General features: G+C 61.4%; 15 protein-coding genes. 7 read left to right on the top strand and 8 right to left on the bottom strand.

From position 1 onward, the window contains the following. Positions 1-11 precede the first annotated feature (11 nt). The 3 genes from MPZ60_RS01720 to MPZ60_RS01710 all read left to right on the top strand — a co-directional run bounded on the left by MPZ60_RS01720 (position 12) and on the right by MPZ60_RS01710 (position 5,680). Complete coding sequence (locus MPZ60_RS01720) at positions 12-3,191, top strand: efflux RND transporter permease subunit (RefSeq protein WP_034359077.1); 3,180 nt, start codon at positions 12-14, stop codon at positions 3,189-3,191. Beyond that, entirely contained in the window at positions 3,184-4,617 is a 1,434-nt protein-coding gene (locus MPZ60_RS01715) for an efflux transporter outer membrane subunit (RefSeq protein WP_034359075.1), read from the top strand. The genes MPZ60_RS01720 and MPZ60_RS01715 overlap by 8 nt, the downstream gene beginning before the upstream one ends. Positions 4,618-4,816: 199 nt before the next feature. Further along, positions 4,817-5,680: a cytochrome c5 family protein gene (locus MPZ60_RS01710; RefSeq protein WP_034359072.1), complete on the top strand. Its 864-nt coding sequence runs from the start codon at positions 4,817-4,819 to the stop codon at positions 5,678-5,680. Between the two features lie 88 nt (positions 5,681-5,768). On the opposite strand, the gene MPZ60_RS01705 is transcribed toward MPZ60_RS01710, so the two are convergent. Genes MPZ60_RS01705 through MPZ60_RS01695 form a run of 3 tightly spaced genes read right to left on the bottom strand, consistent with a single transcriptional unit; the run spans position 5,769 to position 8,079 of the window. After that, the gene (locus tag MPZ60_RS01705) at positions 5,769-6,326 is read right to left on the bottom strand and encodes a DUF2946 family protein (protein ID WP_034359070.1); all 558 of its coding nucleotides are present in this window, start codon (positions 6,324-6,326) and stop codon (positions 5,769-5,771) included. 29 nt (positions 6,327-6,355) lie between these two features. Then, positions 6,356-7,327: a YheT family hydrolase gene (locus tag MPZ60_RS01700; protein ID WP_034359069.1), complete on the bottom strand. Its 972-nt coding sequence runs from the start codon at positions 7,325-7,327 to the stop codon at positions 6,356-6,358. Continuing rightward, the gene (locus tag MPZ60_RS01695) at positions 7,324-8,079 is read right to left on the bottom strand and encodes a hypothetical protein (protein WP_034359084.1); all 756 of its coding nucleotides are present in this window, start codon (positions 8,077-8,079) and stop codon (positions 7,324-7,326) included. The genes MPZ60_RS01700 and MPZ60_RS01695 overlap by 4 nt, the downstream gene beginning before the upstream one ends. A gap of 115 nt (positions 8,080-8,194) precedes the next feature. On the opposite strand from MPZ60_RS01695, the gene MPZ60_RS01690 reads away from it, so the two are divergent. The 3 genes from MPZ60_RS01690 to MPZ60_RS01680 are packed head-to-tail and all read left to right on the top strand — an operon-like array spanning position 8,195 to position 10,310. Continuing rightward, positions 8,195-8,812: a LemA family protein gene (locus MPZ60_RS01690; protein WP_003065385.1), complete on the top strand. Its 618-nt coding sequence runs from the start codon at positions 8,195-8,197 to the stop codon at positions 8,810-8,812. A 24-nt stretch (positions 8,813-8,836) separates the two neighbouring features. Then, the gene (locus MPZ60_RS01685) at positions 8,837-9,769 is read left to right on the top strand and encodes a YgcG family protein (RefSeq protein WP_370688540.1); all 933 of its coding nucleotides are present in this window, start codon (positions 8,837-8,839) and stop codon (positions 9,767-9,769) included. A gap of 1 nt (position 9,770) precedes the next feature. Beyond that, positions 9,771-10,310: a TPM domain-containing protein gene (locus tag MPZ60_RS01680; RefSeq protein WP_034359067.1), complete on the top strand. Its 540-nt coding sequence runs from the start codon at positions 9,771-9,773 to the stop codon at positions 10,308-10,310. Positions 10,311-10,354: 44 nt separating this feature from the next. Here the strand turns inward: MPZ60_RS01680 and MPZ60_RS01675 are convergent, their stop codons facing one another. After that, positions 10,355-11,011: a cold shock and DUF1294 domain-containing protein gene (locus tag MPZ60_RS01675; RefSeq protein WP_238585806.1), complete on the bottom strand. Its 657-nt coding sequence runs from the start codon at positions 11,009-11,011 to the stop codon at positions 10,355-10,357. Positions 11,012-11,170: 159 nt separating this feature from the next. Between MPZ60_RS01675 and MPZ60_RS01670 the strand changes: the two genes are divergently transcribed. Beyond that, positions 11,171-11,440 (top strand): hypothetical protein, encoded by a 270-nt coding sequence (locus MPZ60_RS01670; RefSeq protein ID WP_034359063.1) that lies wholly within the window; start codon positions 11,171-11,173, stop codon positions 11,438-11,440. 163 nt (positions 11,441-11,603) lie between these two features. Here MPZ60_RS01670 and MPZ60_RS01665 read toward each other — a convergent pair whose 3' ends face one another. The 4 genes from MPZ60_RS01665 to atpA all read right to left on the bottom strand — a co-directional run bounded on the left by MPZ60_RS01665 (position 11,604) and on the right by atpA (position 16,057). Next, positions 11,604-12,020, bottom strand: a complete 417-nt coding sequence (locus tag MPZ60_RS01665; RefSeq protein ID WP_003059364.1) for a F0F1 ATP synthase subunit epsilon — start codon at positions 12,018-12,020, stop codon at positions 11,604-11,606. Positions 12,021-12,168: 148 nt separating this feature from the next. Further along, positions 12,169-13,578 (bottom strand): F0F1 ATP synthase subunit beta, encoded by a 1,410-nt coding sequence (gene atpD, locus MPZ60_RS01660; RefSeq protein ID WP_003065399.1) that lies wholly within the window; start codon positions 13,576-13,578, stop codon positions 12,169-12,171. 34 nt (positions 13,579-13,612) lie between these two features. Continuing rightward, positions 13,613-14,479: a F0F1 ATP synthase subunit gamma gene (atpG, locus tag MPZ60_RS01655; RefSeq protein WP_003065400.1), complete on the bottom strand. Its 867-nt coding sequence runs from the start codon at positions 14,477-14,479 to the stop codon at positions 13,613-13,615. Between the two features lie 18 nt (positions 14,480-14,497). After that, complete coding sequence (gene atpA, locus MPZ60_RS01650; RefSeq protein WP_034359061.1) at positions 14,498-16,057, bottom strand: F0F1 ATP synthase subunit alpha; 1,560 nt, start codon at positions 16,055-16,057, stop codon at positions 14,498-14,500. Positions 16,058-16,078: the final 21 nt, after the last annotated feature.

The following is a 16,078-nucleotide window of genomic DNA, read 5'->3' as shown; positions in this document are numbered from 1 at the left end:
AGGCACGATCCATGTCAAAGTTTTTCATCCACAGACCGATCTTTGCCTGGGTGATCGCGATTTTCGTGATCATTGCGGGCGTGATCTCCATCACCAAGCTACCGGTGGCACAGTTCCCATCGGTCGCACCTCCGACCATCAACGTGACAGCGACCTACCCGGGCGCCACGTCACAGACCATGACGGACTCCGTTCTGCAACTGATCGAGCGCGAAATCAACGGCGCGCAAGGTCTGATGTATATGGAAGCCTCCGCCCCTGCGGGTGGCCAAGGCACGCTGACCGTCACCTTTGCTCCAGGCACCAACCCCGATCTGGCGCAGGTGGACGTGCAAAACCGCCTCTCGCGCGTGCTGCCTCGCCTGCCTCAGGTCGTTCAGGCCCTGGGCGTGCGCGTGGACAAGTCCATGAGCAACTTCCTGATGATTCTGGCCTTCCAGGCCGAGTCTGGAGAGACTTCGCGTGACGACATTGCCGACTACGTGAACCGCAATGTGGTGCCTGAAATCCAACGTCTGGACGGCGTGGGCAAGGCGCAGCTGTTTGCATCGGGTCGTGCCATGCGCGTCTGGGTGGATCCTGCCAAGCTCCAGGGCTTCGGTCTGTCGATTGCATCGGTCAACGCAGCGATTGCCGCGCAGAACCAGCAGATCTCCGGTGGTGCCCTTGGCAACCTGCCCAGCACACCCGGCACCACTACCACTGCCACGATCGTGGTGCCCGGCCAGCTGACCACGCCCGAAGAATTCGGTGAAGTGGTTCTGCGCTCCAATTCCGACGGCTCCACCGTGCGCCTCAAGGATGTGGCCCGCATCGAGCTGGGCATCGAGAGCTACGCCTTCGAGTCCCGCCTGGACGGCAAGCCTGCTGTGGCCATGGCCGTGCAGCTGACTTCGACTGCCAACGCCATGGCAACTGCCAAGCTGGTCAAGGCCAAGATGGCCGAGATGGAGCCCTTCCTGCCTGCCGGTGTGAAGTGGTCCTCGCCCTACGACACCTCCAAGTTCGTGAAGATTTCCATCGAAAAGGTGGTGCACACGCTGCTTGAAGCCATCGTGCTGGTGTTCATCGTGATGCTGATCTTCCTGCAGAACATCCGCTACACCCTGATCCCTACCATCGTGGTCCCCATTGCATTGCTCGGCACGTTTGCCGTGATGCTGGTGGCCGGCCTGACCATCAACATTCTGGCCATGTTCGCCATGGTGCTGGTGATCGGTATCGTGGTGGACGATGCCATCGTGGTGGTGGAAAACGTCGAGCGCATCATGGCCGAGGAAGGCCTTCCGCCCAAGGAAGCCACCATCAAAGCCATGGGCCAGATCCAGGGCGCCGTGGTCGGCATCACCGTGATTCTGGTGACGGTGTTCCTGCCCTTGGCCATGTTCTCCGGCGCGACGGGCAACATCTATCGCCAGTTCTCGCTGGTGATGGCCATCTCGATCTTCTTCTCGGGCTTCTTTGCGCTGACGCTGACGCCTGCGCTTTGCGCCACCATGCTCAAGCCCATTCCCAAGGGCCACGCGCACGACAAGAAGACCGGCTTGCTCGGCCCGTTCTACAACTGGTTCAACCGCAAGTTTGACGCAGGCACGAAGCGCTACTCTTCCGCACTCTCCGGTGTGGTCAAGCGCTCCGCTCAAGCCTTTATCGTCTATCTGCTGGTGATTGCCGGCGTGGTCTTCATGTTCATGCGACTGCCTACGGCCTTCCTGCCAACGGAAGACCAGGGCTATGTCATCTCGCTGACGCAACTGCCTCCCGGCGCCAGCCTGGAACGCACGAGCAAGACCGTTGCAGAGCTGGAAAAGTTTGTGCTGAGCCAGCCCGAAGTCGATCACATCGTGAGCATTCTGGGCTTCAGCTTCATGGGCCAGGGCCAGAACGTGGGTCTGGCGTTCACCACGCTCAAGGACTGGTCCGAGCGCACAGCCCCGGGCTCGGACGCCACGTCTTTCGCCGACCGAGCCAAGGGCGCCATGTCAGCGCTGCGCGATGGCTTCATCTTTACCCTGGTGCCTCCATCCATCTCGGAACTGGGCAATAGCGATGGCTTCACCTTCCGCCTGCAGGATCGTGGCAGCAAGGGTCATGCAGCCTTGCTGGCAGCCCGCAACCAGCTGGTTGCCAAGGCCAACCAGAGCCCGGTTCTGGCCGGCGTGCGCTTTGATGGCGTGGATGACGCCCCACAATGGCAGGTCGACATCAACCGCGATGCGGTCTATGCCCAGCGCGTGAGCATGGGCGATCTGGCCACCACGCTGGCGACCGCTTTGGGTTCGTCCAACTCCACGGACTTCCCCAACAACGGCTTCATGCAGCGTGTGACCATCCAGGCCGATGCGGCTCGTCGCATGCAGCCCGAGGACGTGATGCGCCTGACGGTGCCCAACGCGCAAGGCCAACTGGTGGAGCTTTCCACCATGGTCAGCGCCAAGTGGATCAGCGGCCCCATGCAGCTGACACGCTACAACGGCTACCCCTCCATGAGCATCACTGGTCAGGCCAAGCCCGGCTTTACCAGCGGTGACGCCATGAAGGAAATGGAAAAGCTGGCCCAGGAGCTGCCCGACGGCTTCGGCTACGAGTGGACCGGCCAGTCTCTGGACGAGAAAAAGGCGGGCTCCTCGGCCATGCTGCTGTATGCGTTCTCCATCCTGGCCGTGTTCCTGTGTCTGGCCGCACTGTATGAAAGCTGGAGCATCCCGCTGTCCGTGCTGCTGGTCGTGCCTCTGGGCGTGTTCGGCGCCGTAGCCGGCATGCTGATGCGCGGCATGCCCAACGACATCTACTTCCAGGTGGCGCTGATCACGGTGATCGGTCTGTCGGCCAAGAACGCCATTCTGATCGTGGAGTTCGCCAAGGACCTGCATGCGGAAGGCAAGAGCGCGCTGGAAGCCGCGCTGGAAGCCGGTCATCTGCGTTTCCGTCCGATTCTGATGACCTCGCTGGCCTTTATTCTGGGCGTGGTGCCGCTGTACATCGCCTCCGGCGCCAGCGCTGCCAGCCAGAAGGAGATCGGCACCGGCGTGTTCTGGGGCATGGTGATTGGCACGCCGATCTCCGTGTTCCTGGTGCCCGTGTTCTTTGTGGCCGTGTTCAATCTGTTTGGCAAGAAGTCCAAGCAGGACTCCAACGCCACTCCCCCGGCGGCAACTTCTGCAGCACAGGGAGGCTCGCAACATGAATAAAACCTTGCTACCCGTAGCACTGGCCGGCGCGCTGCTGGCCAGCGGCTGCTCCTTCATCCCCACGCTGGAGCGCCCTGCCGCTCCGGTGGCTGAGCATTACTCTGCCGCCGACGAGCAGGCTGGCACCACCGCGGCCGCCGACATCCCATGGCAGCAGTTCTACACGGACCCTCGCCTTCAGCAGGTGATCCAGCTCGCGCTGGACAACAACCGCGACCTTCGTGTGGCCGTGCTCAACATCGAAAAGGCGCAGGCTCAGTACCAGATCCAGCGTGCCGCCCAGTTTCCTGAGTTCGGTGTGGCAGGCAGCGCCAGCCGCCAGCCCAGTGCCGCCACGGGCCGCTATGCCAACTCGTACATGGCAGGCCTTTCCATGCCCAGCTGGGAGATTGACTTCTGGGGCCGCATCGGCAGCCTCAAGCAGCAAGCTCTGGCCCAGTATCTGGCGACTGAGGAAGGCCGCAAAGCGGCCCAGATCAGTCTGATTGCAACGGTCGCCAACACCTGGCTGAACCTGCAGGCTGACGAGGAGTTGCTGGCCATTTCCCGTCGTACCCTGGGCACACGCGAGCAGTCCATCAAGCTGACCAAGCTGCGACTGGACTCCGGTGTCGCTTCCGAGCTGGACTACCGCCAGGCTCAGTCGCTGACCGAAAGCGCACGCGCCACGCTGGCCCAGCAAGCCGGTCAGCGCGAGCGCGACGTCAACGCCCTGACCCTGCTCGTGGGCCAGACTCTGCCTGCCGATCTGATGACCAGCATGCAAGGCAAGCAACTGCGCGATCTGCCTGCCCTGGCCGATGTTCCTTCGGGCCTGCCTTCTGACCTGTTGCTGCGCCGGCCCGACATCCGTCAGGCCGAGCAAAGCATGATTGCCGCCAATGCCAGCATTGGTGCGGCACGTGCGCTGTTCTTCCCGAACATCTCCCTGACCGCCTCGGCAGGTTTCGCAAGCTCCGACATCTCCGATCTGCTCAAGTCGGACTCTGCGGCGTTCACGATTGCGCCTTCGCTGTATCTGCCCATCTTCAATGCAGGCCGCAATCGCGCCAATCTGCAGGTTGCAGAAGCCAGCCAGAAGATTGCCGTGGCTCAATACGAAGGCTCCATTCAGTCGGCCTTCCGCGAGGTGTCCGACACCTTGGTGAATCGCCGAGCACTCAAGGATCAGCTTGATGCCCAATCGCGTCAGCTGGAGGCCGAGCAGGTTCGCTACAAGCTGTCGGACCTGCGCTACACCAACGGCGTGGCCAGCTACCTGGATCTGCTGGATGCGCAGCGTTCACTGTTTGCACTGGAGCAATCCGTGGTTCAGGTCCGCCTGGCGCAGCTGCAAAACCAAGTCAATCTCTACAAGGTGCTGGGCGGCGGCTGGACGGAGGCAAGCGCCAGCAACAACCCTGCGGCAGCAACTACAGCCCAGTAATCGGGCCAAGATTTGCACTCTCACACAAGGCGTCTTCGGACGCCTTTTTTCATGCACGCCACAAATTGGCTGCACAAAGTTGATCCAACTCAACTCCTTTATGCAGCAGCCGTCAACCCGGATCGTCGTGCACTGGCGTTCTTAACCCTCACTTCTATAATGGTTTGTTCATCCCCATCCCACGATCTCAGAGGACTTCATGAGCGAGCAACACCACGAAGAAGCCCATACAGGCCCCATTAAAAAACCCAAGCAGCTGTTGCTTGCCGTCTTCTTCTCGTTTGTGGTTCCCATCTTCGTCATCATCGGTCTGGTCAAGTTCGTGACTTCGTCCGACACCACGGGCGCAGGCACGGCCAATGCCGAAATGGCCAAGGCCATGCGTCTGCAAAAAGTGGGAACGGTAGAAATTCGTGATGCCAACCGCCCTCTGCGCGGTGGCGCGGAAGTCTTCAAGTCGCAATGCGCGGCCTGCCATGAAACCGGCGTAGCCGGCGCACCCAAATTCCAGGATGCAGCAGCCTGGGGCCCGCGCATCAAGCAGGGTCTGGAAACGCTGGTGCACTCTGCCCTGGCCGGCAAGGGTGCAATGGCGGCCCAGGGTGGCGGCGAGTTCAATGACACGGAAATTGCCCGTGGCGTGGTCTATATGAGCAATGCTGCCGGCGCCAACTTCCCCGAGCCCCAGCCTGCAGCCGGCGCAGCAGCCGGTGATGCCCCCGCAGCAGCACCTGCGGCCCCCGTCGCCGCTGCACCTGCAGCAGCTGTTGCAGCCGCCGAGCCAGCACCTTCATCCGCCCCGGCTCCCGCAGCTGCCGCGGCCTCCGATGTGGGCAAGAACATCTACAACACCACCTGCATGGCCTGCCACGCCAGTGGCGTAGCCGGAGCTCCCAAGTTTGGCGACAAGGCTGCCTGGGCACCTTTCATTGCCAAGGGCATGGACGATATGGTGCAGAAGGCCACTCAAGGTGTTGGGGCCATGCCTCCCAAGGGCGGCTCCACTGCTTCGGACGCAGACTTCAAGGCCGCCATTCAGTACATGGTGGATGCAGCCAAGTAAGCTCTGCTCTTTGCTCCGCAAAAACCGGCCTTTGGCCGGTTTTGTTATTTTTGACCGGACGCCTTTTGTACGCCAGTACAGGCAGCGATCAGACTTGATGAGCCTGCGGGCTAGGCACAAAGCCAAACGTCAATGGAAGCGAAGCGCTGTCGACCTCCTGCACCTCGGGCAGCACGCCGCCTTCCAGCGCATTCGCGGCATCCAGCATGTCCAGGCTGTGCACCATGCCCAGGCCCTGCGGCAACGCCAGGAAAAGCCGCCCCTGTTCATCCAGCAGCACCTGCTGCACCTGTTCGATCGCCAGCTCCTGGCCCGTGTGGCTGCTCAGCCGCAGGCCATGCTCTGTGCATCGCAGACGCCATATCCATGGCGCACTCTCCAGCTCCACATACACACGCTGCGGGCCGTTCTGGAAATACCAGCGACCATCTGACTCGGCCAAATAGTTGCGACCGATGAATTCAGCCAGCTTTTCGTGGCGCAGCAGATTGCCCCTGGCTCCGGGCTTGCCGCCGGCAAACGCGCCGCATGCCTGGGCCTGCTCGTCTCTGAGCCACCACTGGCCGCGCGCATCCAGACCCAGCCAGCCGCTGCAGGCCGGCACGTTGGGCCATTTCGCCATGGCCTGCTTCACGATGTCATCCATCACTCATCTCCTGATTATTCTGCGAACGCTCAGAGCCACTGCTCCAGCCATTCGGTCACGGCCAGCGGCATGGCCTGCACATGGGCAGGCCAGGCCCCGCTGGCAAAGCCCACATGTCCGCCGTGCGGCGGCTGCCATAGCTGCACGGTGGCACTGACCTCATCGGGCCTGGGCAGACTGTGCGCCGGCACAAACGGATCGTTGCGCGCATTGAGCAGCAACAAGGGCACGGCCACTTGCTTGAGCAGGGGCTTGGCCGAGGCCCGGCTCCAGTAATCATCAGCATCCCTGAAACCATGGACCGGGGCCGTGAACACATCGTCAAAGTCATGCAGAGTGCGTGCGCGCTGCAGCCGCTCCCTATCGAACACCCCCGGCGACTGCTGCCATTTGGCGAGGGCCTTGGGCACCAGGGTACGCATGAACATGGGGGTGTAGATCCAGCGATTGAGCCCCTGGCCCAGATTGACGCCTCCGGCCACCAGGTCCAGCGGCGCACAAATCACTGCCGCACCCTTGACGAGTTCTGCAGCCGCCTGCTGCTGCAGCCCGGCCCAGCGCGCCAGGGCATTGCCGCCCAACGATACACCCATTGCCAGCAATTCGCCGCTCGCGCTTTGCTGCAGCCGGCGCAAAATCCAGTCCACCTCGTCCGAGTCGCCAGAGTGATAAGCACGCAGCAAGCGATTGGGCTCACCGCTGCAGCCGCGAAAATGCGGCACGGCCAGATGCCAGCCGCGCTGCGCGCAGACCTGTGCCAGGGCCTTGGCGTAGTGGCTGGAGGAAGAGCCTTCCAGGCCATGAAACAGCACCAGTGTGGGAGCGCTTGCACTTGCCAGGCGGCTTGAAAAATCGATATCGATGAAATCGCCATCGGGCGTATCCCAGCGTTCGCGCCGCCACGCCGGAGACTCTCCGCCCTTCGCACAGAGTGCAGCCCAAATGGTCTGGACATGACCTCCGGGCTGCCACCAAGGTGCACGAAATTGTTCGAAATTCATGAGGAACCCAACCAGCTGCGCAGCTCTGACTGCAGGGCGTCTTTCTGTGCCGCACGCCAGACCAGTTCAGGCGGAGCCACATGAATTCCCGGCGGTGCCTTGAGCAAGGCTGCCTCCACCAGACGGGCCACATGCATGGCGCGCACCGGCCGCTCCGTCTGCGGCAGCATATAGCTGAGCGCCGAAAGCATGATCTTTGCCGTGCGCTGCAGCCAATGGCCTGCATTGATTTTCTGGGCTTCTCTGGCCGAGCGCACAAAAATCAGCCGTTCGAAGCCCAGTGCGGCCACGCCTTGCTCATTGAGATTGGCCAGCCCCTGCTTCAAAGCCTGGGGCAGGCTGCCCATATCGTGGGGCAGCACCACGGCAAGCGTATGCACACCACAGCGCTGCATCCACTGCGCCACCGCCTGCAGCTGATCGGGCCGGGGCGTCCACAAGGCGCGCTCGCGCTGGTAATAGGGACGCGGAGGCTCAAACATGATGAGGCCCACATCGGCGCTCTGCACAGGCCATTGCTGCACATCGCCGTGCAGTTGCGTCAGCAACTCCATGCCACGCAGGCCCTGGACATAGGGCTCGCGTGCCAGCACCTGGACCAGCGCATAGTTCTGCGCGCCTACCACGCGGCTGAGCACCTCGTTGCCCAGCGGCCCCGTGGCCCCGACCAGCAACAGGCGCGGCAAGGTCGCAGTTTTCGGGCCGGGACGCTGTGCGCCACGCAGGGCATCGAGTGGAGAAACAGTGGACATGATTGCAATGCTAGCGCCACCGGGCAGCGGACAGGGCAACAGGCTGCGCTCGCACACTGGCCTGCCAAGGCCTTATGCTATGGTTTCCGTCTCAATCTCGTGAATGGAAACACCCATGAAACGCTGGCTTCTGGCAATCGCAACTGCGGCCTCCATGCTCTCCCTCACGGGCTGCGGCTATAACGACTTTCAGCGCCTGGATGAAAAATCCAAGGCTGCCTGGAGCGAGGTGCTGAATCAGTACCAGCGCCGCTCGGATCTGATCCCGAACATTGTCGCCACGGTCAAGGGCGAGGCCAACTTCGAGCAGGAGACCCTGACCAGGGTGATCGAAGCACGCGCCAAGGCCACCTCGATTCAGGCCACACCCGAGCTGATCAACAACCCCGAAGCCTTCAACAAGTTCCAGCAGGCTCAGGGCGAGATTTCCAGCGCGCTCTCGCGCCTGATGGTGGTGGCGGAAAAATACCCCGAACTCAAGGCCAACCAGGCGTTCCGCGATCTGCGCGTGACGCTGGAGGGCACGGAAAATCGCATCACCGTGGCGCGCAACGAATACATAGGCACCGTACAAGCCTACAACGTGCTGGCGCGCAGCTTCCCCACCAATATCACGGCCAAGGTATTCAGCTACAAGGTCAAGCCGACCTTCACGGTACAGAACGAAGCCCAGATCTCGCAACCACCAGCCGTTGACTTTTCCACACCCGCAGCGCCTGCCGGCAGCAAGTAATTGCGCGCACAGCTCTTTAAACCCATGCAAAAATCGCCTCAAGCCCTTTTCTACAAAGCGCTTGCAGCTATTGTTTTTGCCAGCATGGTGCTGCTGTCGGCGCTGCCAGCCCTGGCGCAGGGTGGCGCAGGCGCTCAGCTGCAGCCCGTGCCCGAGCTGACGGCGCGCGTCATCGACCAGACCGGCACGCTGAGCCAGAGCGATCAACAGGCGCTGAGCGAGCAGCTCAAGAAGCTGGAGGACGAGACCGGCGCCCAGGTCGCCGTGCTCATGGTCGCCACCACGGCTCCGGAGGACATTGCCGCCTATGCCTGGCGCGTGGCCAGCAACTGGAAGCTGGGGCGCAAGGACATAGGCGACGGCTCTCTCATCGTCGTGGCCAAGAACGACAGGCGCATGCGCATCGAGGTGGCGCGCAAGCTGGAGGGCGCGATTCCCGACATCCAGGCCGCACGCATCATCGACGGCGCCATGAAGCCGCGCTTCCGCGCCGACGACTATGCGGGTGGCCTGTCTGCCGCCATCGAGCAGATGAGCCTGCTGATTCACGGCGAGAAACTGCCCGCGCCGCAGTCCGAGGCGCGCAAGTCGGGCCCATCCTGGTCCGAAAATCTGGACTTTCTGCTTCCGCTGCTGTTTTTCGGCTTTCCGATCGGGATTGCCGCCGCCCGCGCTATCTTCGGCCGCGTGCTGGGTTCGCTGATCATCGGAGGCATTGCCGGGACGGCCGCCTATGTGATCACCACCAGCCTGTTGATTGCAGGCGTGGCCAGCGTTGTTGGCCTGATCTTCACCCTGCTCTCCAACCTCTCGCGGGGCGGAGGCGGACCGTATATCAGTACCGGCGGGGGCGGCGGCTGGAGCAGCGGCAGCGGGGGAGGCTTCAGCTCGGGAGGCGGTTTCAGCTCCGGTGGCGGCGGCAGCTTTGGTGGCGGTGGCGCCTCGGGGGACTGGTGAAATGAGCAATGTCTTTCAACGCCTGGCACGTCTGGTGCGACACCGCTGGGCCGAACAGCATCTGCGCAAGGCCTTGCCGCCTGCCACGCTCAAGGAGCTGGAGCTGCTGATTGCCAAAAGCGAGCTGGGCCACACCGGCCAGGTCCGCATCTGCGTCGAGGCCGGCCTGCCCTGGAGCTACATCTGGCGCGATGCCACGGCTCGCGAGCGCGCGCTCTCGCAGTTCGCCAAGCTCCATGTCTGGGACACGGAGCACAACAACGGCGTCCTGATCTACCTGCTGCTGGCCGACCACGCCATAGAAATCGTGGCCGACCGCGCCCTGGACCGCACCATGAACGCCGAGCAATGGCAAACGCTGATCAGCGATATGCAGTCCGCCTTCCAGGGCGGGCATTTCAGCATGGGCCTGGTATCGGCACTGGAGCGCGTCAACCGGCAACTGCAGGCGCATTTCCCGCGCAAATCCGCGGCCAACACGCAGCGAAACCTGCCCGATACACCCGTGGTCCAAAGGCATCTGCCGGGCCGCAACCGCTGATCCGGTTCTGCAGCCGCACCCACCGGCTGCAGACCTCAGAGGCCTCAGGCCAGCACATGTCGCCCATACGGCGAACACAGCCAGAGCACGGCCACCACATTGATCAGGACCATGAGCCAGAACTGCAGCTGAAAGCTGGTCTTGCTGCTTTTGTGGCGCAGCCACTGCTGGGCCAGCAGGGCACCGGGCCAGCCTCCGGCCAACGCCATGGTCTGCAGCGTGTTTTCCGGCGTGCGCCACTGCCCCTTCTGGGCGGCCCATTTGTCCTGCCAGTAGGCCATGAAGGTCAGCATGCTCAGGCCTGCATAGGTCAGCCAGAGGATACGCGGTATGCCCCAAATCACGGCGGTGGCCAGCATCATCAGCAGCCAGACCAGCAACACGCCATAGCTGAAGCCACTGGAGGCATGCCAGCCCTGAGGCACCGCACGCGAGGACTGCAAACGCCCTGCAGAAGGGCTGTTGCGCCGCACCGAAGAAGACCGTGCCTGAGGCACTGGGCCGCCAGCGCGCCATGCAACCTGAAGCGCGCGTTTTCTGCCCTGCTCCATGCCAACGGAAAACTCCAGGCGCAGACCGGGCCGAGGACGCTGCTCTGCGGGCGGGCGCGGCTCAAAAGCACTGATATGGACAAACAGACGCTCGCCACCGCCATCGGCCTCTATCCAGCCAAAGCCACGCTCGTCATTCCATTGCGTCAAGGTACCGCTGTAGCGCATCCATGTCCTTTGTTGTTTTTGGCACCGCGAACAGGCCCGGTGATGCAAAAAGCAGGTGGGCCCCATCCAGAAAAAACCTTTTTACCCGCATGGCTGTGTTAGTTTTGGGGCAGCCGTATTTTCTTAAGAAAGCACTCAAGCATGCAGAAATCTCTGTTCTCTCTGGCCGTCATCAGCTCTGCCCTGGCACTGAGCGCCTGCTCCTCCATCAGCCCCAGAGGCGCCGAAGCACCGGCTGAATACGACTACGCACTGAGCTGCAAGCTCAAGGAGGATGACCCCAAGAAGTGCGAAGCCCAGATCCGAGCCCTCTGCGAAGACCCCAGCAAGGCCGTGGTGCGCAAATCACGCCATGTGGACCCCAAGGACAGCTCCGTGGTCTACGGCTATCAGGCCGCCTGCAACGGCTAAGCTGCTTGCGCGCTGCCGCGGTTCGGAATCCTGCTGGTTTCGGGATCAGTTCCTTTTGGGACAAGCACAGTGCGCTTCGATTTCCGCAGCAACAGTCCATAAAAAAAGCCACCGCATGCGGTGGCTTTTTGCTGCTAATGCATGTGCTCATGGGCACAGCACATCAACGCTTCTGGCGGTACTTGCGCAGAGCCGCAATCTGAGCTGCCATCACGGCCAGCTCGGACTGCGCACGAGCGATGTCCAGTTCGCCCTTGGCGTTCTTCAGGGCTTCCTCGGCCGCAGCCTTGGCCTTTTGCGCCTTTTCATCGTCCAAATCCTTGCCGCGGATGGCGGTGTCGGACAGCACGGTCACGCAGTTGGGTTGCACTTCCAAAATGCCGCCGGCCACGAAGACGAACTCTTCGCTGCCGTCAGGCATTTCGATGCGCACCGAACCCGGCTTGATACGGGTGATCAGCGGTGTGTGGCGGGGATAAATGCCCAACTCGCCCGCTTCACCGGGCAAGGCGACAAAGCGCGCTTCACCGGAGAAGATGGACTCTTCGGCACTGACCACATCAACGTGAATAGTGTTCATCTTTGCTCCTAGAAAAGGTAAAAACTGGTCCTAAAACAAGCACACCCCAAGCCAGAGACGCCGAGCAAGGGCCGCCCCGCAGCGAGGGCGGTCCCCCTCCTGAAAGAGAGGGGGAAGCGGCGCAAGCCGCTCAGGGGGTGCAAGCCAGTTAGGCAGCCAGCTTCTTGGCCTTCTCGAAGGCTTCGTCGATGGTACCAACCATGTAGAAAGCCTGTTCGGGCAGGTGGTCGGCTTCGCCGTTCACGATCATCTTGAAGCCACGGATGGTTTCAGACAGGGGAACGTACTTGCCGGGAGCGCCGGTGAACACTTCAGCCACGTGGAAAGGCTGAGACAGGAAACGCTGGATCTTACGAGCACGAGCCACGGTCAGCTTGTCTTCGGGAGCCAGTTCGTCCATGCCCAGAATCGCGATGATGTCGCGCAGTTCCTTGTAGCGCTGCAGCGTACCCTGCACTTGGCGAGCCACCTTGTAGTGCTCTTCGCCAACCACTTGGGGGTCCAGCTGACGGCTGGTGGAGTCCAGAGGATCCACAGCGGGGTAGATACCCAGCGAAGCGATGTCACGGGACAGCACCACGGTGGAGTCCAAGTGAGCAAAAGTGGTGGCGGGCGAGGGGTCGGTCAAGTCATCCGCTGGCACGTAAACGGCCTGGATGGAAGTGATCGAGCCAACCTTGGTGGAGGTAATACGCTCTTGCAGCTTGCCCATTTCTTCAGCCAGGGTAGGCTGGTAGCCCACGGCGGAAGGCATACGGCCCAGCAGAGCGGACACTTCGGTACCGGCCAGTGTGTAGCGGTAGATGTTGTCCACGAAGAACAGCACGTCCTTGCCTTCGTCACGGAACGACTCAGCCATGGTCAGGCCGGTCAGCGCCACGCGCAGACGGTTTCCTGGGGGCTCGTTCATCTGACCGTAAACCATGGCAACCTTGGACTCGCCCAGGTTCTCTTGGTTCACAACGCCAGCGTCGGACATTTCGTGATAGAAGTCGTTACCTTCACGGGTACGCTCACCCACACCAGCGAACACCGACAGACCGCTGTGGGCCTTGGCGATGTTGTTGATGAGTTCCATCATGTTCACGGTCTTGCCCACACCGGCACCACCGAACAGGCCCACCTTGCCGCCCTTGGCGAAGGGGCAGACCAAGTCGATCACCTTGATACCGGTTTCCAGCAGTTCCTGCGAAGGCGACAGTTCGTCGTAAGCAGGAGCCTTGCGGTGGATGGCAGCGGTCAGGGTCTGGTCCACGGGACCACGTTCGTCGATGGGGTTACCCAGCACGTCCATGATGCGGCCCAGGGTAGCCTTACCCACGGGAACGGTGATGGGGTTGCCGGTGTTGGTGACCATCAGGCCACGCTTCAGACCGTCCGAAGAACCCAGGGCAATGGTACGCACCACGCCGTCGCCCAGCTGCTGCTGAACTTCCAGGGTCAGGGCCGAGCCTTCCAGCTTCAAGGCGTCATACACCTTGGGCACCTGGCCGTGGGCAAACTCCACGTCCACCACGGCGCCGATACATTGAACAATCTTGCCTTGTACTTGAGCCATTTTTTGCTCCAATCTGTTTGTTCGTTAAAGCCGTTTACACAGCGGCTGCGCCTGCCACGATTTCCGACAACTCGGTCGTAATCGCTGCCTGACGCGTCTTGTTGTAGACCAGCTTCAACTCGCTGATGACGTTGCCGGCGTTGTCGGTAGCGGCCTTCATGGCCACCATGCGCGCCGATTGCTCGGACGCCATGTTTTCCGCAACTGCCTGGTACACGAGGGACTCCACGTAACGAACCAGCAGTTCGTCGATGACGCTTTGAGCGTCAGGTTCGTAGATGTATTCCCACGATGCACCCGTCTTCTCGGCTTGCAATTTTTCGGACGACAGGGGGAGCAGTTGCTCCACCACCGACTCCTGCTTCATGGTGTTGATGAACTTGGTGTACGCCAGGTACACCGCGCTCAGCTTGCCTTCAGCATATTGGTCCAGCAACACCTTGACAGGCCCGATGAGCTTGTCAAGGTGAGGCGTGTCGCCCAAGCCTGTAGCGTGAGAGACCACCTTGGCACCGACACGGTTCAGGAAACCCAGTCCCTTGCCGCCAATGGCCACTGCATCTGTCGCAACACCCGCATCCTGCAGTTCGCGCAACTTGTTGGTGACGACACGCAACACGTTGGTGTTCATGCCGCCGCACAAACCCTTGTCGGTCGTCACCACGATGACGCCGACCTTCTTGGCATCGTTCACTTGCATGAACGGATGCACATATTCAGGGTTAGCTTCGCCAAGATGGGCTGCAATGTTGCGGATTTTTTCGCTATATGGACGGGCAGCCAGCATCCGGTCCTGCGCCTTGCGCATTTTGGATGCAGCCACCATTTCCATGGCTTTGGTGATCTTCTTGGTGTTTTCCACCGATTTGATCTTGCCGCGTATTTCCTTACCTGCTGCCATGATGACTCCTCGCCGGTATTAAGCGAAGGACTTCTTGAATGCAGTAATGGCTGCAGTCAGTTCAGCTTCGTCCTTGCCTTCCTTGTCGAAAGCACGCTTTTCGTTCAGACGGTCGAGCAGAGCGCCGTGGCTGGTCTTCAGGAACTGGTGCAGACCAGATTCGAAGGGCAGCACTTGCTTGACTTCGATGTCGTCCATGAAGCCCTTGTTCACTGCGAACAGCGAAGAAGCCATCAGAGCGGTCGACAGAGGAGAGTACTGAGCCTGCTTGAGCAGTTCGGTCACGCGGGCACCGCGGTCCAGCTGCTTGCGGGTTGCATCGTCCAGGTCGGAAGCGAACTGCGCAAAGGCAGCCAGTTCACGGTACTGAGCCAGGTCGGTACGGATACCGCCGGACAGGCCCTTCACAACCTTGGTCTGAGCGGAACCACCCACGCGGGACACCGAAATACCGGCGTTGATAGCGGGACGGATACCGGCGTTAAACAGGCTGGTTTCCAGGAAGATCTGGCCGTCGGTAATCGAAATCACGTTCGTGGGAACGAAAGCGGACACGTCGCCAGCTTGTGTTTCGATGATAGGCAGAGCGGTCAGAGAACCGGTCTTGCCCTTGACTTCACCCTTGGTGAAGGCTTCGACGTAGTCGGCGTTCACGCGAGCGGCACGCTCCAGCAGACGGCTGTGGAGATAGAACACGTCGCCGGGGAAAGCTTCACGTCCGGGAGGACGGCGCAGCAGCAGCGAAACTTGACGGTAGGCCACGGCTTGCTTGGACAGGTCGTCATAAACGATCAGAGCGTCTTCGCCGCGGTCGCGGAAGTATTCGCCCATGGTGCAGCCAGCGTAGGCCGACACGTACTGCATGGCAGCAGATTCAGAGGCGGTGGCAGCCACGACGATGGTGTAGTCCATCGCGCCGGCTTGTTCCAGAGAGCGCACCACGTTCTTGATCGAAGAAGCCTTCTGACCAATAGCCACGTAGATACAGATAACGCCCTGGCCCTTCTGGTTGATGATGGCGTCGATAGCGACAGCCGTCTTACCAGTCTGACGGTCACCAATGATCAGTTCACGCTGACCACGGCCCACGGGAACCATGGAGTCGATGGACTTGATACCGGTCTGCAGGGGCTGATCCACGGATTGACGTGCGATCACGCCAGGAGCGACCTTCTCGATCACGTCCGTCATCTTGGCGTTGATGGGGCCCTTGCCGTCGATAGGCTGACCCAGGGCGTTCACCACGCGGCCGACCAGCTCGGGACCCACGGGCACTTCCAGGATACGGCCGGTGCACTTGACGGTGTTGCCTTCTGCGATGTGCTCGTAAGCACCCAGAATCACGGCGCCCACGGAGTCGCGCTCCAGGTTCAGAGCCAGACCGTAAGTGGGTTGACCGTCGGCGCCTGCTGGGAATTCCAGCATTTCGCCAGCCATCACGTCCGACAGGCCGTGCACGCGCACGATACCGTCAGTCACCGACACCACGGTGCCTTGGTTACGGACGTCAGTGCTAGCAGCCAGCCCTTCGATGCGGCTCTTGATCAGTTCAGAAATTTCTGCGGGATTGAGTTGCATGACTCTTTCCTTCTTTCTTGT

Origin of the sequence: Comamonas sp. 7D-2, from assembly GCF_022749555.1 — a bacterium.
GTDB lineage: Bacteria > Pseudomonadota > Gammaproteobacteria > Burkholderiales > Burkholderiaceae_C > Comamonas > Comamonas thiooxydans.
The sequence above is the reverse complement of the archived record's forward strand: the minus strand, read 5'-3'. Positions and strand labels throughout refer to the sequence as shown.

What these genes read in the sequence shown, in the direction of transcription:
- MPZ60_RS01720 (WP_034359077.1), top strand. Translation starts at nt 12, where the DNA reads ATGTCAAAGTTTTTCATCCACAGACCGATCTTTGCCTGGGTGATCGCG.
- MPZ60_RS01715 (WP_034359075.1), top strand. Translation starts at nt 3,184, where the DNA reads ATGAATAAAACCTTGCTACCCGTAGCACTGGCCGGCGCGCTGCTGGCC.
- MPZ60_RS01710 (WP_034359072.1), top strand. Translation starts at nt 4,817, where the DNA reads ATGAGCGAGCAACACCACGAAGAAGCCCATACAGGCCCCATTAAAAAA.
- MPZ60_RS01705 (WP_034359070.1), bottom strand. Translation starts at nt 6,326, where the DNA reads ATGGATGACATCGTGAAGCAGGCCATGGCGAAATGGCCCAACGTGCCG.
- MPZ60_RS01700 (WP_034359069.1), bottom strand. Translation starts at nt 7,327, where the DNA reads ATGAATTTCGAACAATTTCGTGCACCTTGGTGGCAGCCCGGAGGTCAT.
- MPZ60_RS01695 (WP_034359084.1), bottom strand. Translation starts at nt 8,079, where the DNA reads ATGTCCACTGTTTCTCCACTCGATGCCCTGCGTGGCGCACAGCGTCCC.
- MPZ60_RS01690 (WP_003065385.1), top strand. Translation starts at nt 8,195, where the DNA reads ATGAAACGCTGGCTTCTGGCAATCGCAACTGCGGCCTCCATGCTCTCC.
- MPZ60_RS01685 (WP_370688540.1), top strand. Translation starts at nt 8,837, where the DNA reads ATGCAAAAATCGCCTCAAGCCCTTTTCTACAAAGCGCTTGCAGCTATT.
- MPZ60_RS01680 (WP_034359067.1), top strand. Translation starts at nt 9,771, where the DNA reads ATGAGCAATGTCTTTCAACGCCTGGCACGTCTGGTGCGACACCGCTGG.
- MPZ60_RS01670 (WP_034359063.1), top strand. Translation starts at nt 11,171, where the DNA reads ATGCAGAAATCTCTGTTCTCTCTGGCCGTCATCAGCTCTGCCCTGGCA.
- MPZ60_RS01665 (WP_003059364.1), bottom strand. Translation starts at nt 12,020, where the DNA reads ATGAACACTATTCACGTTGATGTGGTCAGTGCCGAAGAGTCCATCTTC.
- atpD (WP_003065399.1), bottom strand. Translation starts at nt 13,578, where the DNA reads ATGGCTCAAGTACAAGGCAAGATTGTTCAATGTATCGGCGCCGTGGTG.
- atpG (WP_003065400.1), bottom strand. Translation starts at nt 14,479, where the DNA reads ATGGCAGCAGGTAAGGAAATACGCGGCAAGATCAAATCGGTGGAAAAC.
- atpA (WP_034359061.1), bottom strand. Translation starts at nt 16,057, where the DNA reads ATGCAACTCAATCCCGCAGAAATTTCTGAACTGATCAAGAGCCGCATC.